Consider the following 23,160-nt stretch of genomic DNA (forward strand, 5'->3'; position numbering starts at 1 on the left):
CCGCCCCGAGGACGCCGCCAGGGGCGCCGCCTTGCTGGTGGTCTCGGACCGGTGCATCGGTCCTGGACCGAGGTTCTTGCTCAACTCGTCCCCCTAGCCCGACAGGTTGAAGTTGCCGTTGGAACCGTAGATCGACAGCGACACAAGCAGTGTCACCGACACCACGACGACCAGCGAGGTGCGCACGGCGTTGCCCACCGCCGCACCGACACCGGAGGGTCCGCCGGAGGCGAAATAGCCGAAATACGTGTGGACGAGCAGGATCGCGATCGCCATCAGCACCGCCTGCAGGAAAGACCACAACAGGTCGATCGGGTTGAGGAAGGTGTCGAAGTAGTGGTCGTAGAGGCCACCGGACTGCCCGAATATCACCACCGTGGTGAACTGCGAGGCCAGGAACGACAGGATCACCGCGATCGAGTACAGCGGTGCGATGGCGACCATACCGGCCACGATGCGTGTGGAGACCAGATATTCGACGGGCCGGATACCCATCGATTCCAACGCGTCGATCTCCTCGTTGATACGCATCGCGCCCAGCTGTGCGGTCACCCCGGCGCCGAACGTGGCGGCCAGGCCGATGCCGGCCACCACCGGCGCGGCGATGCGCACGTTGATGAACGCCGCGAGGAAGCCGGTCAGCGCCTCGATACCGATGTCGCCCAGCGAGCTGTAACCCTGGATGGCCAGGGTCCCGCCGGCGGCCAGCGTGAGGAACCCGACGATCACCACGGTGCCGCCGATCATCGCCAACGTCCCGGCACCCATGGAGATCTCGGCGATGAGCCGGATGATCTCCTTGCGGAAGTGCACCGCGGCATGCGGGACGCCGCCGAGGGCGCGGCCGTAGAACAGGACGTGGTCGCCGAGCCGGCTCAGAAGTGAGACCGGGCGGCCCAGGTGGTCGACCAGCCGCGGGAACCGCGACCGAATTACCGCTGAAGTACCCATGATCCGCCTAGCCCGTCGTCATCCGGATACCGATGGCGGTGACCACGACGTTGATGACGAACAGCGCCATGAACGCGTAGACCACCGTCTCGTTGACCGCGTTGCCGACGGCTTTGGCGCCTCCGCCGGTGATCGTCAGGCCCCGGTAGCAGGCGACCAGGCCGGCGATCAAGCCGAACAGCGCGGCCTTGATGCAGGAGATGATCACCTCGGGAACCCCGGTGAGCAGCGTGATCCCCGCGGCGAACGCGCCGGGGTTCACGTCTTGGACGAAGATCGAGAAGAAGTAACCGCCCAGGATGCCGATGATCACCACCAGGCTGTTGAGCAGCAGGGCCACCAGCCCGGCCGCCAGCATGCGCGGCGTGACCAGGCGCTGGATCGGGTTGATACCCAGCACCTCCATGGCGTCGATCTCTTCGCGGATGGTCCGCGACCCGAGGTCGGCGCACATCGCCGTGGCCCCGGCCCCGGCCACGATGAGCACCGTCACCAGCGGCCCGACCTGGGTCACCGCACCGAAGGCCGCACCGGCCCCCGACAGGTCCGCCGCGCCGAGTTCGCGCAGCAGGATGTTCAGCGTGAACGACACCAACACCGTGAACGGGATGGCCACCAGCAGCGTCGGCGCCATCGACACCTTGGCCACGAACCAGCACTGCTCCAGGAACTCCCGCCACTGGAACGGCCTGCGGAAGACGTAGCGCACCGCGTCCATCGACATCGAGAAGAAGCCTCCGACGGCCTGCATGGCCCCGGACACACCGTTGGGCAACGCAATTCCCGTCGTCCACCGCTCAGGTCCCTTAACTGCCATCGGGTGCCTCCAGGATGGTCACGGCTGACACGGCGGTCGGCCCTCCGATGTTGTGCGCCAACCCTATTCGCGCACCGTCGACTTGGTTGACAGCCTCGCCGCGCAGCTGCGCGAAAAGCTCGACACACTGGGCGACACCGGTCGCACCGGGTGGGTGGCCCTTGGCCTTGAGACCGCCGCTGGGGTTGACCGGCAGTGCTCCACCGACACTCGTCACCTCGGCCTCCAGAAGCTTGTAGCCGCCCATCCTCTCGGCGAAGCCCAGGTCTTCATAGCTCATCAGCTCGATGCCGGTGAGGAAATCGTGGACCTCGGCGACATCCACGTCTTCGGGCCCCATGCCCGCCATCGCGAAGGCCTGTTTGGCAGCCCTGGTCGTCGCGGGGAACGTGGTCAGGTCCTCCTTGTGCTGATGCATCACCGAGTCGAGACCCAGCCCCACACCGCGGATCCACACCGGCCGGTCGGTGAACCGGTCGACGACGTCCTCGGCGGCGATGACGAGCGCTGCGGCACCGTCACTCTGCGGCGCGCAGTCGTACAACCGGAACGGGGTCACCACCGTTGGTGCGTTCAGGGCCTGCTCCATCGTGATCTCAAAACGCAGCCGCGCTTTCGGGTTGTTCACTCCGTGGCGGTGGTTCTTGACCGCCACCATGGCTAAGTGTTCTTCAGTTGCCGGAGATTCGTGGAGATATCGACGAACATGTAAAGCAAATCCTGCCGGGGCGACCAGACCGAGCGGGTAATCCCAGGCCATGTCGCGTGCCATGGCCTCCCATTCCCACAGCATGTCGGCCGATGTGGTGTCCCGGAGCTTGTCGGCACCCATCACCAGAGCGACGTCGACGGCACCTGAGGCAATACCGAACAGCGCGTTGCGAATTGCGTCATGTCCGGTCGCGCACGAGTTCTCGACGCGTGTCACGGGAACCTGCGGCAGGCCCAGCGAGTCCGCCAGGATGCCCGACGGGAAGCCGTCGGCGGTCCCCATGGCGCCGATCCACGCAGCCTGCAGGTCGCTCTTGGACAGCCCCTTGTCGACGCTGTCCGCACAGGCCGAGAACGCCATGGGCAGCAGGTCTTTGATGCCGAGCGCGAAATGTTCGGCAAAGGGCGTCATTCCGGCGCCGACGATGGCGACGCGTCTCACGCCGCCACCTGGTCGGGCTCGAACGCATAGCCGTAATCGGGCACCCCGGAACGGACCGCGACCCGGCGCAGCGCCAGCCGGCCGCGATGACCGATGTCGACCGTTCCCGGCGTCGCGCCGGTGACCTTGACCAGCGCGCGAACCCCCACTCCGTCGAGCTCCACGATCACCAGCGAGTACGGCGTCCGCAGGCCCGGGACCGGGATGTGTACGGTCGTCTCGGTGTAGACCGTGCCGGTGCGGGGCAACGGAACCAGCTCGTAGTCGGTGGCGAGCGCACCGTCGTCTCCGACGCGGTAGCGGGGCGGGAAGTCGAGCTCGCCCGAATCGGTGAACTGTCCGGCCTCCCAGCGAACCTTGGCCTCGAAGGCCCGCTCGTAGGCCGCCAGCGAGATCGGAATCGCCGCATCCGAGGCAGGGGCGCCCTCGGGCATCGGGCGCGGTCGCGGCTCGCGGCGATGGGTGTGGGCGGTGCCGCCGCTGATGCTGATCCCGGACAGGATCGCCTGTTCGACGGCCACCAACGGGCCGGTCTTGCCCTGCTCTGCCAAGCCTGCCAGCGCGAACAGGCTTGCGCTGGCCCCGGTGGTCGGCAACGGCGGAGGATCCCCCAGACACAGGTCGGACGCTCGCGGATGGTCCACACCGGCGACGGCGACCGGGGTGTCCAGCCACGCCGCGGCCAGTGAGGCGATCAGCCCGCGTTCGTGCAGCAGCCGGGGGTCGCCGTAGTCGTGGACGTCGCCGGTCGCATTGCGGGTGCGCACCGGCAGACTGCGGGCCACCCGGGCGGCGGTGCGCACCTGCAGACCCCGTTCGGCGGTCAGGATGGCGGCCGCGCCTGCCGGGGCCAGGTCGGCGCCGATGATCAGCGTGCGCGGTCGCGCGGAACTGACGGCGTCGACCGTGGCGGGGGCGCCACCGAGACGCTCGTCGACCTCCAGTTCGGGATCCAGACCCAGCCCGGCGAGGAGGACGGCGGCGTTGCTGGTCTCGACCAGCGGCAGGTCGCGGCTGACCAGCACCACGCGTTCGACCGCCCCTCCGCGCGTCAGCGCCGCCCGTCCGGCTTCGACGGCCATCGTGACGACGTCCTCGTCGTCACCGACCGACCGGTGCAGGGCGGTACCCCAGCACGGCAGGTAGGTACCGACGGACGCGACGTAGGGCATTGAGGTGTCTCCAGATCTTCGACGACGCCGTCAGGTGACGGCGCCCGCGGTTTTGAGCTCGATGATCCGGTCCCAGTCCAGACCGAGTTCGACCAGGATGTCGTCGGTCTGCTCGGCGAAACCGGGTGCGGGACCCGATGTCGGGGCCGCCACGTCGAACTGGACCGGGTTCGCGACGAGCTCGAGGTCGCCTGCCTGCACGAGGTATTCGTTCGCGCGGACCTGCGCGTCCTCGGCGGCCTGCAGGGTGTCCTGCACGGGCGCCCAGGGTCCGGCGAGGGTCGCGAAGCGCTCGCTCCACTCGACCAGGGTGCGCTTCTTCATCGCCTCGGACAGCAGCTCGACACCGGCTGCGGTGTTCTCGGCGATCGACTCCGCCGTGGCGAACCTCGGGTCGCCGGCGGCCTCGTCGAGCTCCATGTGCGTGCACACGTCGGCCCAGAACTTGGTCGGCTGCATCATCACGAACGAGATGTAGCGGTCGTCGGCGGTCGCGTAGAGACCGACGAGCGGATTGATCGGCGATCCGTGCACCCCTGGCGGGAACGCTTCCATGCGCTGCCCGAGATGCTTCGTCAGTGCCACGGTGTGACCCATCGACCACAGCCCGCTGCCCAGCAGCGACACGTCGACCACCGACGGCTCGCCGGTGCGCTCACGCTTGAGCAGGGCGGCGGCGATGCCGCCGGCGAGGTTCGTCCCGGAGATGGTGTCGCCGTAGGCGGGTCCCGGCGGGCCGACCATTCCCGGCGTCCCGGGCGGCGTGATCGTCGCCGCCGTGCCCGCCCGGCACCAGAACGCCGTCATGTCGTAGCCGCCTTTCACCGACTCCGTCCCTCGCGGGCCCAGTGCGCTGCCCCGGGCGTAGACGATGGACGGATTCACGGCGCGGATGTCGTCGACGTCGATCCCGAACTTCTGCCGGTGTCCGGGCAGGAAGCTGGTGAGGAAGACATCGGCGCGCCGCGCCAGCTCCAGGAGCACCTCCTTGCCCTCGGGGACGGACATGTCCAGCCCGATGCTGCGCTTGAGGCGGTTGGCGTGTTCGATGTTCGGGTTCGGGTCGCCCTCGACGCGCAGCAGCCCGGTCTGCCGCAGCCCGCGCTGCGGGTCGCCGGTCACGGCGTGTTCGACCTTGATGACGTCGGCGCCCCATTCGGCGAGCACCGCGCCCGCGGACGGCACGAAGCCGTACATCGCGACCTCGAGGACCCGGATCCCGTCCAGTGGCTTGCTCATCGCTTCCCTCTCCTCTTCGCGCGAGCGCTCATCGCTACCCCGCCTCCGTGACGACCGTTGCGAAGGTCTTGGACTCCAGGAACTCTTCGAGCCCGGCCTTGCCCATCTCGCGCCCGATGCCGGACTGTTTGAATCCGCCGAACGGGGTGTCGGGGCTGAAGTAGTTGCCGCCGTTGATCGAGAAGGTGCCGGTGCGGATGCGGCGGGCCACCGACAGGGCGCGCTCCTGGCTGCCGAACACCGCCCCCGACAGGCCGTAGATCGAGTTGTTGGCGATGCGCACGGCGTCGTCGTCGTCCTTGTAGGCGATGACGGCCAGCACGGGACCGAACACCTCCTCCTGTGCGATCTCGCTGTCGGGGTCGACGTCGCTCAGCAGGGTCGGGGTGTAGAAGAAGCCGGGGTCGACCTTCTCGCCGCCGGTGACCAGCGTGGCGCCGGCGTCGACGGCGCGCTGGACCATCGCGTCGACCTTGTCGCGCTGCTTCTCGCTGATCAGCGGCCCCATGTAGGTGCCCTCGGCGCTGGGGTCGCCGTAGCGGACCAGGCCGAAGTTGTTCTTGATCATCTCGACGATCTCGTCCTTGTGCTGTTCGGGCACCAGCAGCCGCGAGGTCAGCGCGCAGCCCTGACCGGCATGGGTGACCATGCTGAACGCCGAAAACAGTGCCGCCGTGCCGAAGTCGGCATCGTCGAGCACGATCGCCGCGGACTTGCCGCCCAGCTCGAGGAAGACCTTCTTGAGGGTCTCGCTCGCCGCGGCCATGATGGCGCGTCCGGTGGGGGTGGACCCGGTGAAGGTGACCATGTCCACGTCGGGGCTCGTCGTCAGCGCCGCGCCCACCGCCGGGTCCGCGCCGGAGAGCACGTTGACCACGCCGGCCGGGATGTCGGTGTGCTGGGCGATCAATTCGCCGAGGGCCAGTGTGACCAACGGGGTGTCGGGCGCCGACTTGAGCACCACCGTGCATCCCGCGGCCAGCGCCGGGGCGAGCTTGGCCAGGGCCAGCTGGTTCGGATAGTTGTACGCGATGATCGCCGCGACCACGCCGGCCGCTTCCTTCTCCACCCAGCGGTGGTGCTGCATGCCGCGGCTCTCGATGTTGCCGAGGTCCTCGGTCATCGGGTAGCTCTTCAACAGATCGGCGTAGTAGCGCACGATCTCGATCGGCTGGTCGAGCTGGGCGCCCTGGCACAGTGCGGGCGTGGCGCCGACCTCGGCGATCGTGAGCGCCGCGAGGTCGTCGCGGTGTTCGATCAGCGCGGTGTGCAGTTGCTCCAGGCACCGCACGCGCAGTTCGAGGTCGGTCGACCAGTCGGTGGTGTCGAACGCGCGGCGCGCCGACGCCACCGCCGCCTCCGCGTCGGCGACACCGGCGTCGGGCGCGTAGCCGAGCACCTCGCCGTTGGCAGGATTCAGTGACGGGAAGGTCCGCTCCGCCTCGCGGAGTTCCCCGCCGATCAGCAGGCGGCGGGTCGCACCCCGGTCGGCCGCCCCGGCCCCGTCGACGTCGGTGCTGTCACCCGAGATCGTGGCTGTTTCCTGCATCATCCTCCTCGGAGACGGCTGTGGGTGTGTGATCGGTGCGGCCTGATGTGGGCTTATGTGATGGAAACTGCATTCTCATCTTCGGCGAATCATACATTCGTGAGATGAGAACTCAAGAAATTGACGAGAACCGCGACTGCCTGCGGGAAACGGTGCGACAATCCACCGTCGAACGTCTCACCAGTGCGAATGCCCGGGGGCACTTGTCTTGCGATGCCGCATGATGCGAGAGTACGGTTCTCATAATCGGAAGGACGATTCTTGATGGGTGACGTGATGACCGGAGCGCACGCGTGAAGAACGCTGTCGTGACAGGTGGCGCCTCGGGTATCGGGGCCGCGGTGGCCGAACGTCTGCGTGCCGACGGGCTGCAGGTGGCGACGATCGATCTCAATCCCGGGGACCAGAAGTTCTCCTACGGCGCGGACGTCACGGACCGCTCGGCCGTCGATGCCGCCCTCGACGAGATCCGCGCCGAGCTGGGTCCGGTCACCGTGCTCGTCAACGCCGCGGGACTCGACCGCTTCAAGAAGTTCCTCGACCTGACGTTTCAGGAGTGGCAGAAGGTCGTCGACGTCAACCTCAACGGCGTCTTCCACTGCACCCAGGCCGTACTTCCGGACATGATCGAGGTGGGCTGGGGCCGCATCGTCAACATCTCGTCGTCGAGCACCCACTCGGGTCAGCCGTTCATGTCGCCGTACGTCGCCGCCAAGTCCGCGGTCAACGGACTCACCAAATCCCTGGCCCTGGAGTACGGCGAGTACGGGATCACCGTGAACGCCGTCCCGCCGGGGTTCATCGACACCCCGATGCTGCGCAAAGCCGAGCAGCGCGGGTTCCTCGGAGACACCGAGAAGCAGATTCAGCAGACCCCCGTGCGCCGCATGGGCCGCCCCGAGGACATCGCTGCCGCCTGCGCCTTCTTCATCTCCGACGAAGCCAGTTACATCACCGGCCAGATCCTGGGCGTCAACGGCGGCCGGAACACCTGACGAGCCAACAGATCTCAGCGAAAGGACCAAAGCTCATGGGACGTGTTCAAGGCAAGGTCGCCTTCATCACGGGGGCGGCGCGCGGGCAGGGCCGCAGCCACGCGGTGCGGCTGGCCGAAGAGGGCGCCGACATCATCGCCGTGGACCTGTGCGAGGACGTCGACACCATCGGCTATCCGATGGCGACTCCCGAGGACCTCGAAGAGACGGCGGCCTTCGTCGAGAAGACCGGACAGCGCATCGTCACGGCCAAGGCCGACGTGCGGGACGCCGCGCAGCTGAAGAAGGCCCTCGAAGACGGCATCGCGGCCCTCGGCGGCGTGGACATCGTCGTCGCCCAGGCCGGAATCGCCGGCATGAAGGGCAATCCGCCGCTGCAGGCGTGGATCGACGTGGTCAACACCAATCTCATCGGCACCATCAACGCCATCCAGGTGGCGCTGCCGCATCTGAAGGAGGGCGCGTCGATCGTCGCGACCGGCTCGACCGCGGCACTGATGGACGCCCACAACAAGCCGAACCCGGGTGGCGATCCCGGCGGCATGGCGTACATGACCTCCAAACGCCTGCTCTCCCAGTACGTCCACGACCTGGCGACCGAACTGGCCGTGCGCGGCATCCGTGCCAACGTGGTGCATCCGACGAACTGCAACACCGACATGCTGCAGAGCCCGCCGATGTACAAGTCCTTCCGGCCGGATCTCGAAAACCCCACGCGCGCAGACGCCGAACCGGTGTTCGGCGTGCAGCAGGCGATGAAGGTCAACTTCATCGAACCCGAGGACATCAGCAACGCCATCCTGTGGCTGGTCTCCGACGAGGCCAGGTACGTCACCGGCATGCAGCTGCGCGTCGACGCCGGCGGCTACCTCAAGTGGTACGACTACCACATCTAGGAGGATCCCTGTGAAGGTTTGGGTTGATTCAGGACGGTGCCAGGGGCACACGCTGTGCGCCATGATCGCGCCGGATTCCTTCGAGCTCAGCGACATCGACGGCACGGCCTCCCCGGTCAACGAGATCGTTCCGGCAGACCAGGAGGCCGCGGTCCGCGAAGCGGTGCAGTCATGCCCGGAGCAGGCCATCTCGATCGACGAATGACCACAGTCCGTAGCCGGAAAGTACAGGAAGAGTAGAACCTTGAGTGTCGACGACGTCGTGAACGGCACCGCCGACGACATCCGCAAGAAGAACACATACCACTTCGACCGGCACACCCCGGAGTACCGGCTGCAGTTCGAGAAGATCACCGAAGAGATGCAGTCCAAGTGCCCGATGGCGTGGACGGACGCCTATAACGGGCACTGGGTCGCCGCGGACAGCAAGCACGTGTTCGAGCTGGCCCGGTGCCCCGTGGTGTCCAACCACCACGACATCTCGGGCGAGACGCCCTTCCAGGGCATCACCATCCCGAAAGCCAGTCGCGCCACCGTGGTTCGCGGCGGCATCCTGGAGATGGACGAGCCTGAACACAGCCAGTATCGCGGCGCGCTGAATCCGTATCTGTCCCCCGCCGCGATCAAGCGGTGGGAGCCGTTCGTCGACGAGATCACCCGTGCAGCGCTCGACGAACACATCGAATCGGGCCGCATCGACTTCGTCGAGCACCTCGCCAACGTGGTGCCGGCGGTGTTCACGCTCGCGATGATGGGCATCGAGCTCAAGAAGTGGAACGTCTACAGCGAACCCACGCACGCGTCGGTGTACACCCCCGAGCATGCCCCTGAGCGCGAGAAGATCAACGAGCAGCATCGCGAGATGGGCATCGATCTCATCAACAACATGATGGAGATCCGCGAGAAGCCGCGCCCCGGGCTGGTGAATGCGTTGCTGCAGTTGCGCATCGACGGTGAGCCCGCCCCGGACATGGAGATCCTGGGCAACCTGGGCCTCATCATCGGTGGTGGCTTCGACACCACGACCGCGCTGACCGCCCATGCGCTGGAATGGCTGGGCGAACACCCCGACGAACGCGAACGGCTCAGCCGGGACCGCGCCACGCTGCTCCACCCGGCGACCGAGGAGTTCCTCCGCTTCTTCACCCCCGCGCCCGGCGACGGCAGGACGTTCGCCGAGGACGTCGAGGTCGAGGGCCACCAGTTCAAGCAGTTCGAGCGGCTCTGGCTGTCCTGGGCGATGGCCAACCGCGACCCGGCGGTGTTCGACCGTCCGAACGAGGTCGTCCTGGACCGGAAGGGCAACCGGCACTTCAGTTTCGGCATCGGCGTGCATCGGTGCGTCGGATCCAACGTCGCGCGCACGGTGTTCAAGTCGATGCTGACCGCCGTGCTCGACCGGATGCCGGATTACGTGTGCGACCCCGAGGGCACCGTCCACTACGACTCCATCGGCGTGATCCAGGGGATGCGCAATCTGCCCGCCACCTTCACCCCGAGCGCACCGCTGGGCCCCGGTCTCGACGAGACCATCGAGAAGCTGCAGCGCATCTGCAACGAACAGGAACTCGCCCGGCCCATCACCGAACGCAAGGAAGCGGCCGTCATCGATTAGTGCGCTGATCCCGCCCACTTTTCGCGGCGAGATGGTTCCATGAGTAGCGGCGTGCAGACAGGGAGGCCGGCATGAAACTTACAGGCAGGACCGGAGCAGTGGCCACCACGCTGCTGGCCGCCCTGATGTCCCTGGCGACGCTGCTCGCGCCCCCGTCGAACGCCCGGATGCAGCTCGGCAACTACGACCTGTGGACCAACCGGTACGACCGGGCGTCCTGGTTCTGGTACATCTCGGCGTGCATCCCCGAGAAGAGCCCGGACTGCATCAACGTCGGAGCCCGTCCGCGGCTGAAGTTCTACGCCTACTACGAGAGCAAGGCGTATCTGGTCGACGGCCGCTACACGTTCACCGTCGACGTTCCCGACGGGTTACGGTGCTTCGGCTACAACCTGCCGACCCGCGAGACCTACTCGTGGGATGCGGTCACGCTCGTCGGCACCATCGACTCGAAGTACAACGTGGGCTGTTTCAACGGCCCACCCGGCACCCAGTTCTGGACCTTCAAGCTCCAGCGCCTCTGACCCGGCCCCCCGGCCCCCACCCCCTGCACCGCGAGCGTGCGTGTCTGCACGCGACACGCCGCCTAAAAACGGCACAACGCGCACGCTCGTCGCGTCTCAGAGCGCCGAATAGCGGTCCCGGATCGCCGTGAACCGTTCCCACAACTGCCGGCGGCGGTCCTCGGCGGTGACGGTCCGACTGTCGGGCGGCAGCACGTCCCCCAGGTCGCAGTGCTTCACCAGCCGCGTCTGCAGGACCGCGGGCTCGCCCTCCAGCATGTGCCGGTAGGTGACGTTGCCGCGCTCGAAACCCTGGGTGTCGAGCCAGTTGTGGACACCCGGGTCGGTGTGCGCGACCACGATGCGCACCCTGCCGTCGCCGTCGACACTGGTCCGACTGGGTGTGTAGCTGACCGGCCGGTACAGGAAGTCCATGCTGTTGAAGAAGACCCCCATGTTGGTCAGGCTCCAGAACCCCGGGTGGTCGTCGAATTCGATGACGAGCGCCTCGTCGGCAGCCAGCGCCCAGTGCATGTTCACCGCGGCACGCCCGCGGCGGGTGTCACCGGCATCGGCAGCGCTCGGGGCCGGGAAGCTGTTGAGCCGCTCGCCATCCACTCCCCCGTAGGTGAACGGGTACTCGGGCCAGTCGCTCATCACACCGGTCAGGAAATCCCCCGCCCAGTCGATCGCAGCGACCATCTCGTCGGGCGCCGGCACCGGCCTGGGTTCGGCCATGTCCACCCGCTCGATCCGAAGCGACGCGGGCCGTTCGTCCCAGGAGTCGAAACCCTGACGCAGGAACAGCTTTCGCGATCCTGCCGTCGTCGGCAACCAATTGCCCCGGCGCCGGGGGCCACCGACATGGATTTCCAGCATGCCGTCGGCGGAGATGTCGAGCTCGGCGCCGGTCAGGTTCGCCTCGGGCACGTCGCCGAACGGCTCGTGCAGGACTCCCGGCCCGTCGGGTCGCGGACCCTGCACGGTGAGGTTGAAGAAGCGTGCCGTCCCTCTGTCCCCGACGATGCGGTATGTCGACTCGCCGTCGATCCATGCCTGCTGGTAGGTGAAATCCGCGCAGTCGCCGCCCAGTTTGCGGTGTGGGCCGCAGAATGCGTGCAGGCTCGGATACCGGGTGTCCCGGGTCTCCAGTGCCAGATCGAAGGCCTGCCCCAGGTTCTGGGTGAGGAATCTCAGCGCGTCGACGCGGTGAGCATCGGAGGTGGCGTTGAGGTCTTTGAAAGCTTGTTCGCCTGCGGTCTTGAGCCGGTAGCAGAACGTCTCCCACGCCCGGCGCAGCGCGGCGTCGGCCTCGCCGTCTCCGTACGCCATGACTATCCCTCCCCCGCGATCCGGGACAGCATCGCGGTCACGGCCGCACAGCTGCGCTCGGCCGCCTGCCGCGGCCCCTCCGCCGTGATCCGCGGACCGATCAGCTCCAGGTCGAAGCCGTACCGGTAACCACCCAGAAGGGCCTGCTCGACAACGCTTTCCAGCGGTATCGCCCCGTCGCCGGGGACTGCGCGGGCCGGCAGTGCGCGGTCTCCCAGCACGTGATCGCTGAGCTGGATCAACTCCATGCGCGGCAGCGCCCGGTCCAGCAGGCTTTCCAGGTGCGCCTCGGTCCAGCAGTGGAACAGATCCACGCAGACGCCCAGCCCCGCCGTTTCGGCGAGCTCGATCGTGTCGCGCAGCGTGTGGGCGATGTGCAGGTCGGCGTAGAGGCCTGAGGCATTCTCGATTGCCAGTGCCACCCCGGCCTGCCGGGCATCCTCGAGGCACGGCTGCACGGCGGCGCAGAAGTCTTCGGCAGCCTGCTCCCACGTCCGCTCACCCCGGCCCCCGGTCAGCATGTACACGACGCGGGCACCCAGACCTGCCGCGTCGTCGATCACTGCGCGCAGCTCGTCGGCCGAGCGGAACAGGTGGTAGACGGACTCCACCGAATACCCCTGCGCGCGAACCATGTCCGCGATGGCCGGCTCGGTCAGCTGGGTGTCGAGCAGACTGAGGCGACGGGTCCCCAGCGCTTCGGTGTGGGCACGGAGTTCCTGCGCGGTCGCACCGTAGAACGTGACGGCGTGGACAGAGACGCGTTCGTCGGGGCCGGCCACCTCAGCCCCGGTTCTCGATCGCGACGCCGAAACGTTCCCGGAACGGTTGGAACTCGCTGTGCAGCGCCTCGAGGTCCTCGCCGATGTCGGTCAGGATGGCCGTCGAGTAGCGGAACTTGCCGTGGCGGTCGCCCTTGTTGTGGACCAGGTAGTGCCTCATGCGCGCTTCGGCGTCCTCGGTGAGCGTCCGCCCGGCGAAGGCGTGGTATCGCCGCACCGTCCCCACCGGGTCGGCGAGGAAGTCCGTGTATCGCACATGCAGGATCCGCGGGTCGTCCACCAGCGGGTTCGTCATGGTGTTGGCAATGCTGGCCCGGGTGAGATCCAGATGCATCCGGGCCGCGGCATGCAGATCCACGGGGCCCACGATCCCTTCGAGGATGTCGGCCATCATCATCGTGCGCGACGCCGCGACCTGAACCGGATCGCGGTGCAGCCACAGCAGGGTGGCGTCGGGGTACGCCTCGAAGAACTCGGCGAGCCGGAAACCGTGAAACCCCTTCAGCACCCAGTGTTTCCGCGGCCGCTGGAACTGGAACTGCTGCAGCATCGCCTTGTGGAGGCGGTACTGGGCGGCCGGATCGGTCGGCAGGCCGCCGACCACGGTCTGCATCGGCACCCGCCACCACGCCGTCGGTGTCATGACCCGGAAGTCGAACGCCCACGTGCGCTCGTCCTCGGGCAATCCGTCCCCGAGCATGTCGTTGTAGGGGTGACTGTGCAGCCATTTCGGCAACGTGGCGTTGATCTCCCGCCAGTCGGCGTCGGCGCGCGCCCGGCGGGGGTCGTCCGGTCCCGTGGTACCCGGGGGCGGGGACGGATACATGACCTCCCAGAACCGCAGCGCACGCGCGGCCGGGTCGACGGACATCAGCGCGTGCATCAGCGTCGTCCCCGACCGCGGCTCCCCGGTGACGAACATCGGTCTGTCGATGACTTCCTCGGCCACCGGGAACCTTTCGCGGTCGGCGATGAACTCGAGCCGGGTGGTCAACAGCCAGTGGCAGACCTCGGCGGCGCGGCCGCATCCGTCGGCGTCCATGCCGAGCCCGTTGAGAAGCGCTACCGCCACAGCGAAGCGGTCCTCCAGGGTGGGATCGCCGAAGTCCCGCAGTCCCGTCTCGGCCTGCGCCCGGGCCAGGAGAGCGCCGGCATCGAGTTCCACCATCAGTCGACGCTCCGGCACAGCGCCATGAGCTCGTCCTCGGCCTCCCGCACGTTGCGTGCTGACTCGGCCGCGTGGTCGACTCCGGCCATCGCGCCGTAGTCCAAGATCTTGGGCACCCGCAGCCCGGCGTCGACATAGTCCTTGACGATGCGCGCGACCCGTCCCGGGGTTCCGTGCGGGACCATCGCCAGGATCATTTCCGGCTCGACACGGTCGAGGAAGTCGAGGATCCGCTCGCGGGTCAGCACGGCGGGGTCGATGTCGTGGAACCCACGCCACCCGTCCCCCATCGGATGGTCGAACCCGAACGTGGACAACACCTCTGCGGGCACCTGCAGGAGGAACGACTTCACCAGGGGCGCTTCGAGGATCTCGGCGAGGGCGGCGTCGTCGCGCCCCATCAGGCAGATCTGGATGAAGCACGGTGTGATCCGCGCCGGATCGCGGCCTGCACGTTCGGCCGAGGCCCGTACGGCCGTGAGTTTGTCGGCGTAGTCCTCGGGTGTCCACGCCCCGGCGGGCCACCACCCGTCTGCGTACCGGCCCGCGATGTCCAGTGAGCGCGGCCCACTGGCCCCGATCCAGATGGGCGGGAAACGCCCGTCGTACGGCTCGGTGTCGAGCCGGGCATGCTGCAGACGGAAGAACCGGCCCTCGAAATCCACGGGGCCTTCTGCCTCCCACAGCAGACGGATGACCGACAGGGCCTCTTCGAAACGGCTGACCGGCCGGTCGAAGTCGAAGCCGTACGGCTCGATGTTCTCGCTCTCGCCGCTGCCCAGCCCCAGGATGAAGCGGCCTTTGGACAGATGGTCGATGGTCAGTGCGCTCTGGGCCAGCGAGGCCGGGTGACGCCGGACGGTGTCGACCACGCTGGTCACCAACGGCACGTTCTCGGTGAGAACGGCGGCGGCCGCGGCGACGGCCATGCCGTCGAGGTGCCGGTGCGGCGACGGGGACGCGACGGCGAGATCGGTGAACTCCGGTGTCCAGATCGAGTCCGGCCAGAAGCTCACCATGTGGTCCGGCAGCCAGATCGAGTGGTACCGACCGCTGTCGAGCTCGTCCAGGTGCCCGAGGTCGAGCGGCAGCGTGGTGCGCAGGAACGCCGCGGGCTGAACGTTCACTGATGGCTCCTCGGGTCCCGGCGTCGCGGCTATCGGCGCGGCAGACCCAGGACCTGCTGGGCGATGATGTTGCGCTGGATCTCCGAGGTGCCTCCGGCGATGGTGCCACCGAAACTCCGGCAGTACCGCTCGAACCAACTGGCGAAGTAATGGTCGAGGTTCATGTGCGCGTACGGCCCGGACGTGGCGGGGTGGACGAGCCCGTCGGGGCCGGCCGCCTCCAGCGCCAGGCTCTCGACGCGCTGTTCAGCCTCTGCCCCAAGCAGTTTCGGGATCGAGACCGAGGCCACGTCGACCTCGCCACGCGCCGCCTTAGCGATGCCGACGGAGCCCAGCAACCGCAGGGCCTCGTAGTCCATGATGCTGGTGGCCAATGCGTCGCGCTCCAGGGCGTTCTTCGCCTCGAAGTCCGCGATGCAGTTGGCGATGCGGTCGGCGAAACCGAGCCACATCATCGTGCGCTCGTGGCCCAGGGAACCGTTGGCCACACCCCAGCCGCCGTTGAGGGGTCCGACGAGGTTCTCCGCGGGCACCCGTACGTCGGTGAAGAACACTTCGTTGAAGTCGAGGTTCTCGAGCCCGCACATGTCGGCGAAGGGACGGCATACCACGCCCTCGAGGTCGGTCGGGATCAGCAGCACACTGATTCCCTTGTGCTTCGGCGCCTCCGGGTCGGTCCGGACGAACGTCAGCAGGAAGTCGGCGTCGTGCGCGCCGGAGGTCCATACCTTCTGCCCGTTGACGACGAAGTAGGGCTCCGTCGCGTCCGAAACCAGCACGGCCTTGGTGCGCAACGAGGCCAGGTCCGAACCGGCGCTCGGCTCACTCATTCCCAGCGACGCGGTGCGTTCGCCCCGCAGGACGGGAACGGCCCACCGGTGCTTCTGCTCGTCGGTGCCGAACGTCAGCAGCGACGCCGCGATGATGTTGACGCCCTGCGGGTTGAAGCTGTGGTAGATCCGGCGCCGGCAGAGCTCTTCGGCGTGCACGAAAGTCTGCAGTACCGACGCGTTGCGCCCGCCGAACTCCGGCGGCTGCGCCGGCAGAAGCCACCCGTTGTCGAACAGCAGCCGCTGCCACTCGCGGGCCCACTGGGGCATGTGCGACACCGACCGCGGACGTTCCAGGGTCTGGTCCGCGGTCGGCGTGTGCTCGTCGAGGAACGCGGAGAACTCGGCGCGGAAATCCTCGACATCGGAGTCGAATGCCAGCTGCATCTACAGATCCTTCCCATATTCCGCCGCGATCATCGCCCGATGCTCGGCGGCGCCACCGAGCAGCAACTCGCCCGCCTTGGCCCGTTTCAGCGCGAACTGCAGATCGTTCTCCCAGGTGAAGCCCATCGCACCGTGGAGTTGGATGCCGTGCTTGAACACCAGTGCCTGGCACTCGCCCGCCGAGGCCTTCGCCATCGCCGCGGCCAGCCGCCTGCGCGGGTCGTCCGCGGCGATCGTGAGCGCCGAGAAGTACGACAGGGCGCGGGCACGCTCGATCGCGACATACATGTCGGTGGCCTTGTGCTGGACGGCCTGGAACGTGCCGATGGCGACACCGAACTGCTGGCGGCTCTTGGCGTGTTCGAGAACGAGGTCCAGGATGCGCTGGCAGGCACCGACCATCGTGATGGCCATGCCCATGAGTGCGACGTGGTGGGCACGCTCGGTGTCTGCCGGCAGCCGCTCGGCGTCGGAGACATGCGCGCCGAGGAATGACACCTCCGACACGTGCATCACCGGGTCGAACACCTCGACGCGCCGCGACGTCACCGCAGCGGTGTCGGCTTTCGGATCGACGAGGAACACCCCGGCCGGAGTGACCACGGCGAGCCGGTCGGCGCGGTCGCCGTCCAGCACGAACCGGTCGGTCCCGGTCAGCACCCAGCCGTCGGCATCCCGGATCGCCGACACGCCCGAGTACACGGCCGCCCCTGCGCCGGCGGTGTCGAACCTGTCACCGACGAGCGGTGCGAACTGCGTCAGCGTGGCCAGGAAGGGTGTGGGATCGGTGGCCCGGCCCAGCTCTTCGAGCACGATCGCGAGTTCGACGGCGTTCTCGGGATCGGTGAGCTCGGTCCACCCGGCGTCGAGATAGCTGTTCCACAACGGCGCCGGATCGACCCCGTTCTCGGCGATGTCACGGATCAGAGACGGCGGGCACTGTTTGGACACCGCGTCGCGAACGGTCTCCTGCCACAGCCGCTGATCAGCATCGAACTCAAGTAGCATCCAGCGCCTCCGGGCTCGTCGGTTCCCGCGAGAATATCATTCTCTTCTGCGATCTCACCGTTCTCACCAGATGCGCACGCATTCTCGCCGACAAAACGCTGAGCGACTGTACAGCAGCATCGCTTACCTGCACCGATGTTAAGCACTGTGCTGGAGAACAGAATTCTTGCTAATGAAGAACAAGGATCTACACTGGGACGACGGTGGTCGAACCTTGACCGGCGCGCAACGGACGTCTGCGGAATGAGGAACAGAGGCTGTGAAGGATTTCAGTGACGGGACGGACGCCGCGGCCCGCGTCCCGGTCATCGACGCCAGCGTGCACATCTTCTGCCAGTCGAACAAGGATCTGCGCAAGAACTTCCTGCGGGAACCCTTCCGCAGCCGTGGTTTTCCGGACTACGAGATGGACTGGTACGGCGCACCGGGCGGCGAATACGCCGACCGGACGGAGGGGCCCGACGGCCAGTACCCCGGTTCGGATCCCGAGGTGGTGGCCAAGCACCTGTTCGACGACCGCGGCGTCGACATCGCGATCCTGCATCCCATGACGCGCGGCATCATGCCCGACCGGCACCTCGGAACAGCGATCGCGTCGGCGCACAACGAGATGATGGTGACGCGCTGGCTCGACCATCCCGACCTGGGCGAGAAGTTCCGCGGCACCCTTCGGGTCGACCCGGACGACATCGCAGGGGCCCTGCGCGAGATCGCCAAGTACAAGGACCACCCGCGGATCGTGCAGCTGGGCATTCCGCTGCAGTCCCGCGAACTGTACGGAAAGCCGCAGTACTGGCCGCTGTGGGACGCCGCCGTCGATGCCGGCTGGCCGGTGGCGGTGCACTTCGAGGTCGGGTCGGGGATCGCCCTGCCGCCGACCCCGAACGGACTGACCCGTACCTACGAGCAGTACGTCGGCTTCACGGCACTGAACTTCCTCTACCACCTGATGAACATGATCGCCGAGGGCGTTTTCGAACGCTCCCCGGAGTTGAAGTTCGTGTGGGCCGACGGCGCCGCCGACCTACTCACCCCGTTCATGTGGCGGATGGACTGCTTCGGGCGGCCGCACCTCGAGCAGACGCCGTGGGCGCCGAAGATGCCCAGCGACTATCTGCCCGGCCACGTGCACTTCGTGCAGGGCGCACTCGACGGGCCCGGTGACGTCGACTTCGCCGGCGAATGGGCCGGCTTCACCGGCAAGGACGACATGGTCATGTACGGCTCGAGCTATCCGCACTGGCAGCTCAACGAGCTGTCGGTGCCGGCGGCCTACACCGCCGAGCAGCGCGACAAGCTGTGCTGGCGCAATGCCGCCGAGCTTTACGGCATCCAAAGCCCGGTATTCCCGACCGCGGCTGCGGCACAGTAGAGGGAGCGAGGAGGCCACCATGACTGTGACGACCAACCCACGTGTACCTGCCGCCGAACGCATCGCCGTCCGGTGCGTCGACTCCGACGTACACCCGGCGCCGCGGCGCGGGGACCTGACGCAGTACATCCCGGAGCCGTGGCGCAGCAAGTACTTCCTCACCCGCAAGATCGGTGAGCAGATCTACTACGACGCGCCCGACTACGCGCACTCCTACGCGATGCGCCTCGACGCCTTCCCGTCCGACGGTGAGTTCGCCTGCAGCGATCCGGATCTCGCGTTCAAGCAGCTGATCATGGAGGCCGGCGCCGACATCGCCATCCTGGAGCCCGCCGCCTACCCGGCGCGGATCCCCGAGGCCAACCATGCGATGAACTGCGCCCTCAACGACTGGCAGGCCAACCACTGGCTCGACAGCCACAACAACTGGCACGAGCGCTGGCGTGGGTCGATCTGCCTGGCCATCGAAGAGCCGGAGGCGAGCGTCGCCGAGATCGAACGCTGGGCCGGCCACCCCTACATGGCGCAGATCCTGATCAAGGCCGAACCGCGCCCTTCCTGGGGCAACCCGAAATACGACCCGATCTGGGCGGCGGCGACCAAGCACGACATCACCGTGAGCTGCCACCTGTCGCGCAGCCATTACGACGAGCTGCCCATGCCGCCCGTCGGGCTGCCCAGCTACAACCACGATTTCATGGTGACGTACTCGCTGCTGGCGGCGAATCAGGTGATGAGCCTGATCTTCGACGGGACGTTCGACCGCCATCCCAATCTGCGCATCGTGTTCGTCGAGCACGCTTTCACCTGGATCCTGCCGCTCATGTGGCGTATGGACGCGCTCTACGAAGCCCGGAAGTCCTGGCTCGACATCAAGCGCAAGCCCAGCGAGTACGTCAAGGACCACATCAAGTTCACCACCCAGCCCCTCGACTACCCCGAGGACAAGACCGAGCTGACCCGCGCGTTCGAGTGGATGGAGTGCGAGAAGATCCTGCTGTTCTCCAGCGACTATCCGCACTGGACGTTCGACGATCCGCGCTGGCTGGTCAAGCACCTGCCCGAGCATGCGCGGGAAGCCGTGATGTTCAAGAACGGCATCGAGACCTACAAGCTGCCGGACACCGTTCCCGCGCTCGAGGGCCAGGTACGGGTCTTCTGACACATGGACAAGGACACGACGCCCCGACTCGCTCAGGGGCGTGAACACATCGTCGCCACCGTCGACGAGATCCCGCCCGGGACACACAAACTCGTGCCGATCGGCCGCCACGGGGTGGGGGTGTACAACGTCAACGGCACGTTCTATGCGATCGCCAATTACTGCCCGCACGAGGGCGGTCCGCTGTGCTCCGGCCGGGCCCGGGGTCGCAACATCGTCGACGAGACGGTTCCGGGGGACGCCGTGATGGTCCGCGACATGGAGTACATCTTCTGCCCGTGGCATCAGTGGGGTTTCGAGTTGGCCACCGGCACGACAGCGGTGAAGCCCGAGTGGAGTATCCGCACCTATCCCGTCCGGGTCGTCGGCAACGACGTCCTGGTACAGGCCTAGCGCCCGGGCACCGAAAGAGGAACCTTGCCCAACAAGAAGATCGAGATCAACGGCGGGAACGTCGTCTATGAAATCCTCGGCGCCAGGAACACCGACGCCGAATTGATCGTGCTCACCCCCGGTGGGCGGTTCAGCAAGGACATCCCGGGCCTGCGGCCGCTGGCCAAGAAGCTCGTCGACGGTGGCTACCGCGTTCTGCTGTGGGACCGGCCGAATTGCGGCAAGTCCGACGTGCAGTTCTACGGACAGAGCGAATCTCATATGCGCGCCGAGACGCTCCAGCAGCTGATCACCACGCTGGACATCGGACCGGTGATCCTGCTGGGCGGCTCCGGAGGCGCGCGGGACTCGATGCTCACCACCATGCTGTACCCGGAGCTGGTGCGAAAGCTGGTGGTGTGGAACATCGTCGGCGGGGTGTACGGCTCGTTCGTCCTGGGCTCCTACTACATCGTCCCGAGCATCCTGGCCGTGCGCGGGGCGGGCATGAAGGCGGTGTCCAAGATCGGCGAATGGCAGGAGCGCATCGCCGAGAACCCGGACAACGAGGCTCGCATCCTCGATCAGGATCCCGACGCGTTCCTGAAGCTGATGCTGCGCTGGCTCAACGCGTTCGTACCGAAACCCGGGCAGACCATCCCCGGTGTCGAGGACGAGATGTTCGACAGGATCACCGTGCCGACGCTGATCATCCGCGGCGGTGAGAACGACCTGGACCACCCGAAGCGCACGTCGCTGGAGATCAGCTGCCTGATCAAGGGCTCGAAAATGATCGACCCGCCGTGGCCCGAGGACGCGTGGGAGCGTGCCGGCGAGGCGCGGGCGTCGGGAAAGGTCAAGCGGTTCAACATGTTCGACACATGGGTGCAGGCCGCGCCGCCCATTCTGGATTTCCTGGGACGCTGATGGACGGACTACTCCGCCGCGACGATGCGGACCTCGCAGTTGGTCGAGGCCTCCAGTGCGGTGTGAATGCGGCTCTCCGGGATACGCGCGAGGTCGGCCTTGCGCAGCGTCACGGTGATGATGTCCCAGCCCTGCCCGCCCGGCGTCCGGTCGATCACCCCGGTGACGCCGAAACCGGCGAGCACGCCTGCGGCGTCGTCGTCGGTGCCGTGGCTGACGAAGGTCAGCACACCCAGCACCGGTTCCGCCGGAAAAGTCCTCGCGCACAGCGCAACTGCGGCTGCTTGCAGAGCCTGCGGATCGTCCCCCCGCATCAGGATCTCGACCTCTCGCCGCTTCGGTGGCAGCGCAGCCAGGTTGTTGTCGATCAGTTCGGCGCCCGCCTCGGTGGCCAGTCGCGCGAGTTCGGCCATACCGGCCGTCAGTTGATCGGCGGAGAGCTCCCCGGCCTGGTCGACGCCGACACGGACCACCGCAGTTCGCATGCAGGGAAGGGTAGCCGGAGATGAGCACGGCCATGAACACCGAACTGACCGTAACCATCTGGCCCGGCCTGACCCCGAGGCTGCTGCGTACCGGGGACGGTGTCGAGTCCGTCGCCGACTACCTCGCCGCCGGCGGGTACCGACCGCAGAGCGACGACGAAAGCTTCCTGGCCGAGATCGGACGTGCCGGGTTGGTGGGGCGCGGCGGCGCCGCGTTCCCGATGGCGGTGAAGCTGACCACGGTGCGCACGGCGTCGCTGCGGGGCCAGGACACCGTTCTGGTGGCCAACGGCGAAGAGGGTGAGCCCGCCTCGGTGAAAGACCGCTGGCTGCTGCGTCATCGGCCGCATCTGGTCCTGGACGGTGTACGCCTGGCGGCCCGGATCATCGGGGCTCGCCATGCGCACATCTACGTCTCGGACGTCACCTCGGCGCAGGTCGTGCAGTCCGCTCTCGACGACGTCGCGCCCGAATCGCTGGACGGCATCACCGTCGGTGTGTTCACCGTGGCCCCGGGTTATGTCGCCGGCGAGGAGTCCGCCGCGGTGCGCGCGATCAACGGCGGGCCGGCCAAGCCCACCGACAAACCGCCGCGCCCTTTCGAGGAGGGCGTGGGTGGGCTGCCCACCGTCGTCAGCAATGTCGAGACGTTGGCGAACCTGCCCTTCATCCACCTCCACGGCGCCGCGACGTACCGCGAGGTGGGCACCGACGCCTCCCCCGGCACCTTCCTGGCCACCATCACCGGCGGGGGCAGGCCGCCGGGGCTCTACGAGGTGCCGCTGGGCGCCTCGGCGGCGGAGTTGATCGAGTTGCACGGGATTTCGACCGACCAGGTGCACGGGGCCCTGATGGGCGGCTACTTCGCGGGCCTGCTGGACCGGCGCATCGTGGACGGCACCATGGACCACGAATCGCTGCGCGCGCTGGGTAGCGGCCTGGGTTGCGGCGCCGTCTCGGTGATCACCGACGAATGCCCGATCGCGGTGGCCGCGTCGGTATTGGACTACTACGATCGCGAGAACGCCGATCAGTGCGGCAGCTGCTTCAACGGCACGGCGGCGATGGCGGCCGCGGCCGGCGCTCTGCGTGACGGCGTCGCCGACGCCGACGACGTCGCACGGCTGCAACGGTGGTCGATGGTGCTGCGTGGTCGCGGTGCGTGCGCCACATTGGACGCGGCGTGCAACATCGCCGCCAGCATGCTCGCGATGTTCCCGGATCACGTGGCCCGGCACCTGGATGATCAATGTCCGTCGTGCAGGAGAGGCGCATTCACGGCGCAGCGGCCGTTCGAGGTGGAGGCATTGTGAGCGAC

General features: G+C 67.3%; 23 protein-coding genes. 10 read left to right on the forward strand and 13 right to left on the reverse strand.

Going from position 1 to position 23,160, the window contains the following annotated elements; translation table 11 throughout:
* Positions 1 to 93 precede the first annotated feature (93 nt).
* The 6 genes from FHR72_RS16415 to FHR72_RS16440 are packed head-to-tail and all read right to left on the reverse strand — an operon-like array spanning position 94 to position 6,881.
* Positions 94 to 951 (reverse strand): MlaE family ABC transporter permease, encoded by an 858-nt coding sequence (locus tag FHR72_RS16415; protein ID WP_183469883.1) that lies wholly within the window; start codon positions 949 to 951, stop codon positions 94 to 96.
* A gap of 7 nt (positions 952 to 958) precedes the next feature.
* Positions 959 to 1,768, reverse strand: coding sequence for an MlaE family ABC transporter permease (locus FHR72_RS16420; RefSeq protein WP_183469885.1), 810 nt, complete (start codon positions 1,766 to 1,768; stop codon positions 959 to 961).
* Positions 1,758 to 2,921: a thiolase C-terminal domain-containing protein gene (locus FHR72_RS16425; RefSeq protein ID WP_183469887.1), complete on the reverse strand. Its 1,164-nt coding sequence runs from the start codon at positions 2,919 to 2,921 to the stop codon at positions 1,758 to 1,760. The genes FHR72_RS16420 and FHR72_RS16425 overlap by 11 nt, the downstream gene beginning before the upstream one ends.
* On the reverse strand, positions 2,918 to 4,093 hold the full coding sequence (locus FHR72_RS16430; RefSeq protein WP_183469889.1) for a Zn-ribbon domain-containing OB-fold protein: 1,176 nt from the start codon (positions 4,091 to 4,093) through the stop codon (positions 2,918 to 2,920). The genes FHR72_RS16425 and FHR72_RS16430 overlap by 4 nt, the downstream gene beginning before the upstream one ends.
* Positions 4,094 to 4,123: 30 nt before the next feature.
* On the reverse strand, positions 4,124 to 5,332 hold the full coding sequence (locus FHR72_RS16435) for a CaiB/BaiF CoA transferase family protein (RefSeq protein WP_183469891.1): 1,209 nt from the start codon (positions 5,330 to 5,332) through the stop codon (positions 4,124 to 4,126).
* Between the two features lie 34 nt (positions 5,333 to 5,366).
* Positions 5,367 to 6,881, reverse strand: a complete 1,515-nt coding sequence (locus FHR72_RS16440; RefSeq protein WP_183469894.1) for an aldehyde dehydrogenase family protein — start codon at positions 6,879 to 6,881, stop codon at positions 5,367 to 5,369.
* A gap of 293 nt (positions 6,882 to 7,174) precedes the next feature.
* On the opposite strand from FHR72_RS16440, the gene FHR72_RS16445 reads away from it, so the two are divergent.
* The 5 genes from FHR72_RS16445 (at position 7,175) to FHR72_RS16465 (ending at position 10,911) form a co-directional block, all read left to right on the forward strand.
* Positions 7,175 to 7,876 carry an SDR family NAD(P)-dependent oxidoreductase gene (locus tag FHR72_RS16445; RefSeq protein ID WP_183469896.1) on the forward strand — a complete coding sequence of 234 codons (702 nt, stop codon included), beginning with the start codon at positions 7,175 to 7,177 and terminating at the stop codon, positions 7,874 to 7,876.
* A gap of 35 nt (positions 7,877 to 7,911) precedes the next feature.
* Positions 7,912 to 8,772 (forward strand): mycofactocin-coupled SDR family oxidoreductase, encoded by an 861-nt coding sequence (locus tag FHR72_RS16450; protein WP_183469898.1) that lies wholly within the window; start codon positions 7,912 to 7,914, stop codon positions 8,770 to 8,772.
* Positions 8,773 to 8,782: 10 nt separating this feature from the next.
* A complete protein-coding gene (locus FHR72_RS16455; RefSeq protein WP_183469899.1) occupies positions 8,783 to 8,977 on the forward strand; it encodes a ferredoxin in 195 nt (64 codons plus the stop codon).
* A 39-nt stretch (positions 8,978 to 9,016) separates the two neighbouring features.
* Positions 9,017 to 10,387: a cytochrome P450 gene (locus tag FHR72_RS16460; RefSeq protein ID WP_183469901.1), complete on the forward strand. Its 1,371-nt coding sequence runs from the start codon at positions 9,017 to 9,019 to the stop codon at positions 10,385 to 10,387.
* Between the two features lie 71 nt (positions 10,388 to 10,458).
* Complete coding sequence (locus tag FHR72_RS16465) at positions 10,459 to 10,911, forward strand: hypothetical protein (protein ID WP_183469903.1); 453 nt, start codon at positions 10,459 to 10,461, stop codon at positions 10,909 to 10,911.
* Between the two features lie 96 nt (positions 10,912 to 11,007).
* Here FHR72_RS16465 and FHR72_RS16470 read toward each other — a convergent pair whose 3' ends face one another.
* From FHR72_RS16470 to FHR72_RS16495, 6 genes are read right to left on the reverse strand one after another with little or no spacing between them, the layout of a single operon-like run.
* A complete protein-coding gene (locus FHR72_RS16470; protein WP_183469905.1) occupies positions 11,008 to 12,222 on the reverse strand; it encodes a DUF1214 domain-containing protein in 1,215 nt (404 codons plus the stop codon).
* 2 nt (positions 12,223 to 12,224) lie between these two features.
* Entirely contained in the window at positions 12,225 to 13,004 is a 780-nt protein-coding gene (locus tag FHR72_RS16475; protein ID WP_183469907.1) for a sugar phosphate isomerase/epimerase family protein, read from the reverse strand.
* A gap of 1 nt (position 13,005) precedes the next feature.
* Positions 13,006 to 14,175, reverse strand: coding sequence for a sulfotransferase family protein (locus FHR72_RS16480; protein ID WP_183470243.1), 1,170 nt, complete (start codon positions 14,173 to 14,175; stop codon positions 13,006 to 13,008).
* Positions 14,172 to 15,299: an LLM class flavin-dependent oxidoreductase gene (locus FHR72_RS16485; protein ID WP_183469909.1), complete on the reverse strand. Its 1,128-nt coding sequence runs from the start codon at positions 15,297 to 15,299 to the stop codon at positions 14,172 to 14,174. The genes FHR72_RS16480 and FHR72_RS16485 overlap by 4 nt, the downstream gene beginning before the upstream one ends.
* Positions 15,300 to 15,328: 29 nt before the next feature.
* Entirely contained in the window at positions 15,329 to 16,516 is a 1,188-nt protein-coding gene (locus FHR72_RS16490; protein WP_183469911.1) for an acyl-CoA dehydrogenase family protein, read from the reverse strand.
* Entirely contained in the window at positions 16,517 to 17,524 is a 1,008-nt protein-coding gene (locus FHR72_RS16495) for an acyl-CoA dehydrogenase family protein (protein ID WP_183469913.1), read from the reverse strand.
* Between the two features lie 259 nt (positions 17,525 to 17,783).
* On the opposite strand from FHR72_RS16495, the gene FHR72_RS16500 reads away from it, so the two are divergent.
* From FHR72_RS16500 to FHR72_RS16515, 4 genes are read left to right on the forward strand one after another with little or no spacing between them, the layout of a single operon-like run.
* Positions 17,784 to 18,896 (forward strand): amidohydrolase family protein, encoded by a 1,113-nt coding sequence (locus tag FHR72_RS16500; RefSeq protein ID WP_183469915.1) that lies wholly within the window; start codon positions 17,784 to 17,786, stop codon positions 18,894 to 18,896.
* A gap of 19 nt (positions 18,897 to 18,915) precedes the next feature.
* Positions 18,916 to 20,058: an amidohydrolase family protein gene (locus FHR72_RS16505; protein ID WP_183469917.1), complete on the forward strand. Its 1,143-nt coding sequence runs from the start codon at positions 18,916 to 18,918 to the stop codon at positions 20,056 to 20,058.
* A 3-nt stretch (positions 20,059 to 20,061) separates the two neighbouring features.
* Positions 20,062 to 20,451, forward strand: coding sequence for a Rieske (2Fe-2S) protein (locus FHR72_RS16510; RefSeq protein ID WP_183469919.1), 390 nt, complete (start codon positions 20,062 to 20,064; stop codon positions 20,449 to 20,451).
* Between the two features lie 24 nt (positions 20,452 to 20,475).
* Complete coding sequence (locus tag FHR72_RS16515) at positions 20,476 to 21,357, forward strand: alpha/beta fold hydrolase (RefSeq protein WP_183469921.1); 882 nt, start codon at positions 20,476 to 20,478, stop codon at positions 21,355 to 21,357.
* An 8-nt stretch (positions 21,358 to 21,365) separates the two neighbouring features.
* Here FHR72_RS16515 and FHR72_RS16520 read toward each other — a convergent pair whose 3' ends face one another.
* Positions 21,366 to 21,842, reverse strand: coding sequence for a hypothetical protein (locus FHR72_RS16520; protein WP_183469923.1), 477 nt, complete (start codon positions 21,840 to 21,842; stop codon positions 21,366 to 21,368).
* A 20-nt stretch (positions 21,843 to 21,862) separates the two neighbouring features.
* Between FHR72_RS16520 and FHR72_RS16525 the strand changes: the two genes are divergently transcribed.
* Positions 21,863 to 23,155: an NADH-ubiquinone oxidoreductase-F iron-sulfur binding region domain-containing protein gene (locus FHR72_RS16525; protein WP_183469925.1), complete on the forward strand. Its 1,293-nt coding sequence runs from the start codon at positions 21,863 to 21,865 to the stop codon at positions 23,153 to 23,155.
* The last annotated feature ends 5 nt before the right edge of the window (positions 23,156 to 23,160 follow it).

The sequence above is a fragment of the Mycolicibacterium iranicum genome (assembly GCF_014190915.1).
In the GTDB taxonomy this organism is placed as follows: domain Bacteria; phylum Actinomycetota; class Actinomycetes; order Mycobacteriales; family Mycobacteriaceae; genus Mycobacterium; species Mycobacterium iranicum_B.

Bases quoted from the DNA above. Each gene is read 5' to 3' on its own strand.
- FHR72_RS16525 (WP_183469925.1), top strand. From the start codon at position 21,863: ATGAGCACGGCCATGAACACCGAACTGACCGTAACCATCTGGCCCGGC.
- FHR72_RS16505 (WP_183469917.1), top strand. From the start codon at position 18,916: ATGACTGTGACGACCAACCCACGTGTACCTGCCGCCGAACGCATCGCC.
- FHR72_RS16450 (WP_183469898.1), top strand. From the start codon at position 7,912: ATGGGACGTGTTCAAGGCAAGGTCGCCTTCATCACGGGGGCGGCGCGC.
- FHR72_RS16470 (WP_183469905.1), bottom strand. From the start codon at position 12,222: ATGGCGTACGGAGACGGCGAGGCCGACGCCGCGCTGCGCCGGGCGTGG.
- FHR72_RS16520 (WP_183469923.1), bottom strand. From the start codon at position 21,842: ATGCGAACTGCGGTGGTCCGTGTCGGCGTCGACCAGGCCGGGGAGCTC.
- FHR72_RS16440 (WP_183469894.1), bottom strand. From the start codon at position 6,881: ATGCAGGAAACAGCCACGATCTCGGGTGACAGCACCGACGTCGACGGG.
- FHR72_RS16495 (WP_183469913.1), bottom strand. From the start codon at position 17,524: ATGCTACTTGAGTTCGATGCTGATCAGCGGCTGTGGCAGGAGACCGTT.
- FHR72_RS16510 (WP_183469919.1), top strand. From the start codon at position 20,062: ATGGACAAGGACACGACGCCCCGACTCGCTCAGGGGCGTGAACACATC.
- FHR72_RS16415 (WP_183469883.1), bottom strand. From the start codon at position 951: ATGGGTACTTCAGCGGTAATTCGGTCGCGGTTCCCGCGGCTGGTCGAC.
- FHR72_RS16490 (WP_183469911.1), bottom strand. From the start codon at position 16,516: ATGCAGCTGGCATTCGACTCCGATGTCGAGGATTTCCGCGCCGAGTTC.
- FHR72_RS16435 (WP_183469891.1), bottom strand. From the start codon at position 5,332: ATGAGCAAGCCACTGGACGGGATCCGGGTCCTCGAGGTCGCGATGTAC.
- FHR72_RS16465 (WP_183469903.1), top strand. From the start codon at position 10,459: ATGAAACTTACAGGCAGGACCGGAGCAGTGGCCACCACGCTGCTGGCC.
- FHR72_RS16420 (WP_183469885.1), bottom strand. From the start codon at position 1,768: ATGGCAGTTAAGGGACCTGAGCGGTGGACGACGGGAATTGCGTTGCCC.
- FHR72_RS16430 (WP_183469889.1), bottom strand. From the start codon at position 4,093: ATGCCCTACGTCGCGTCCGTCGGTACCTACCTGCCGTGCTGGGGTACC.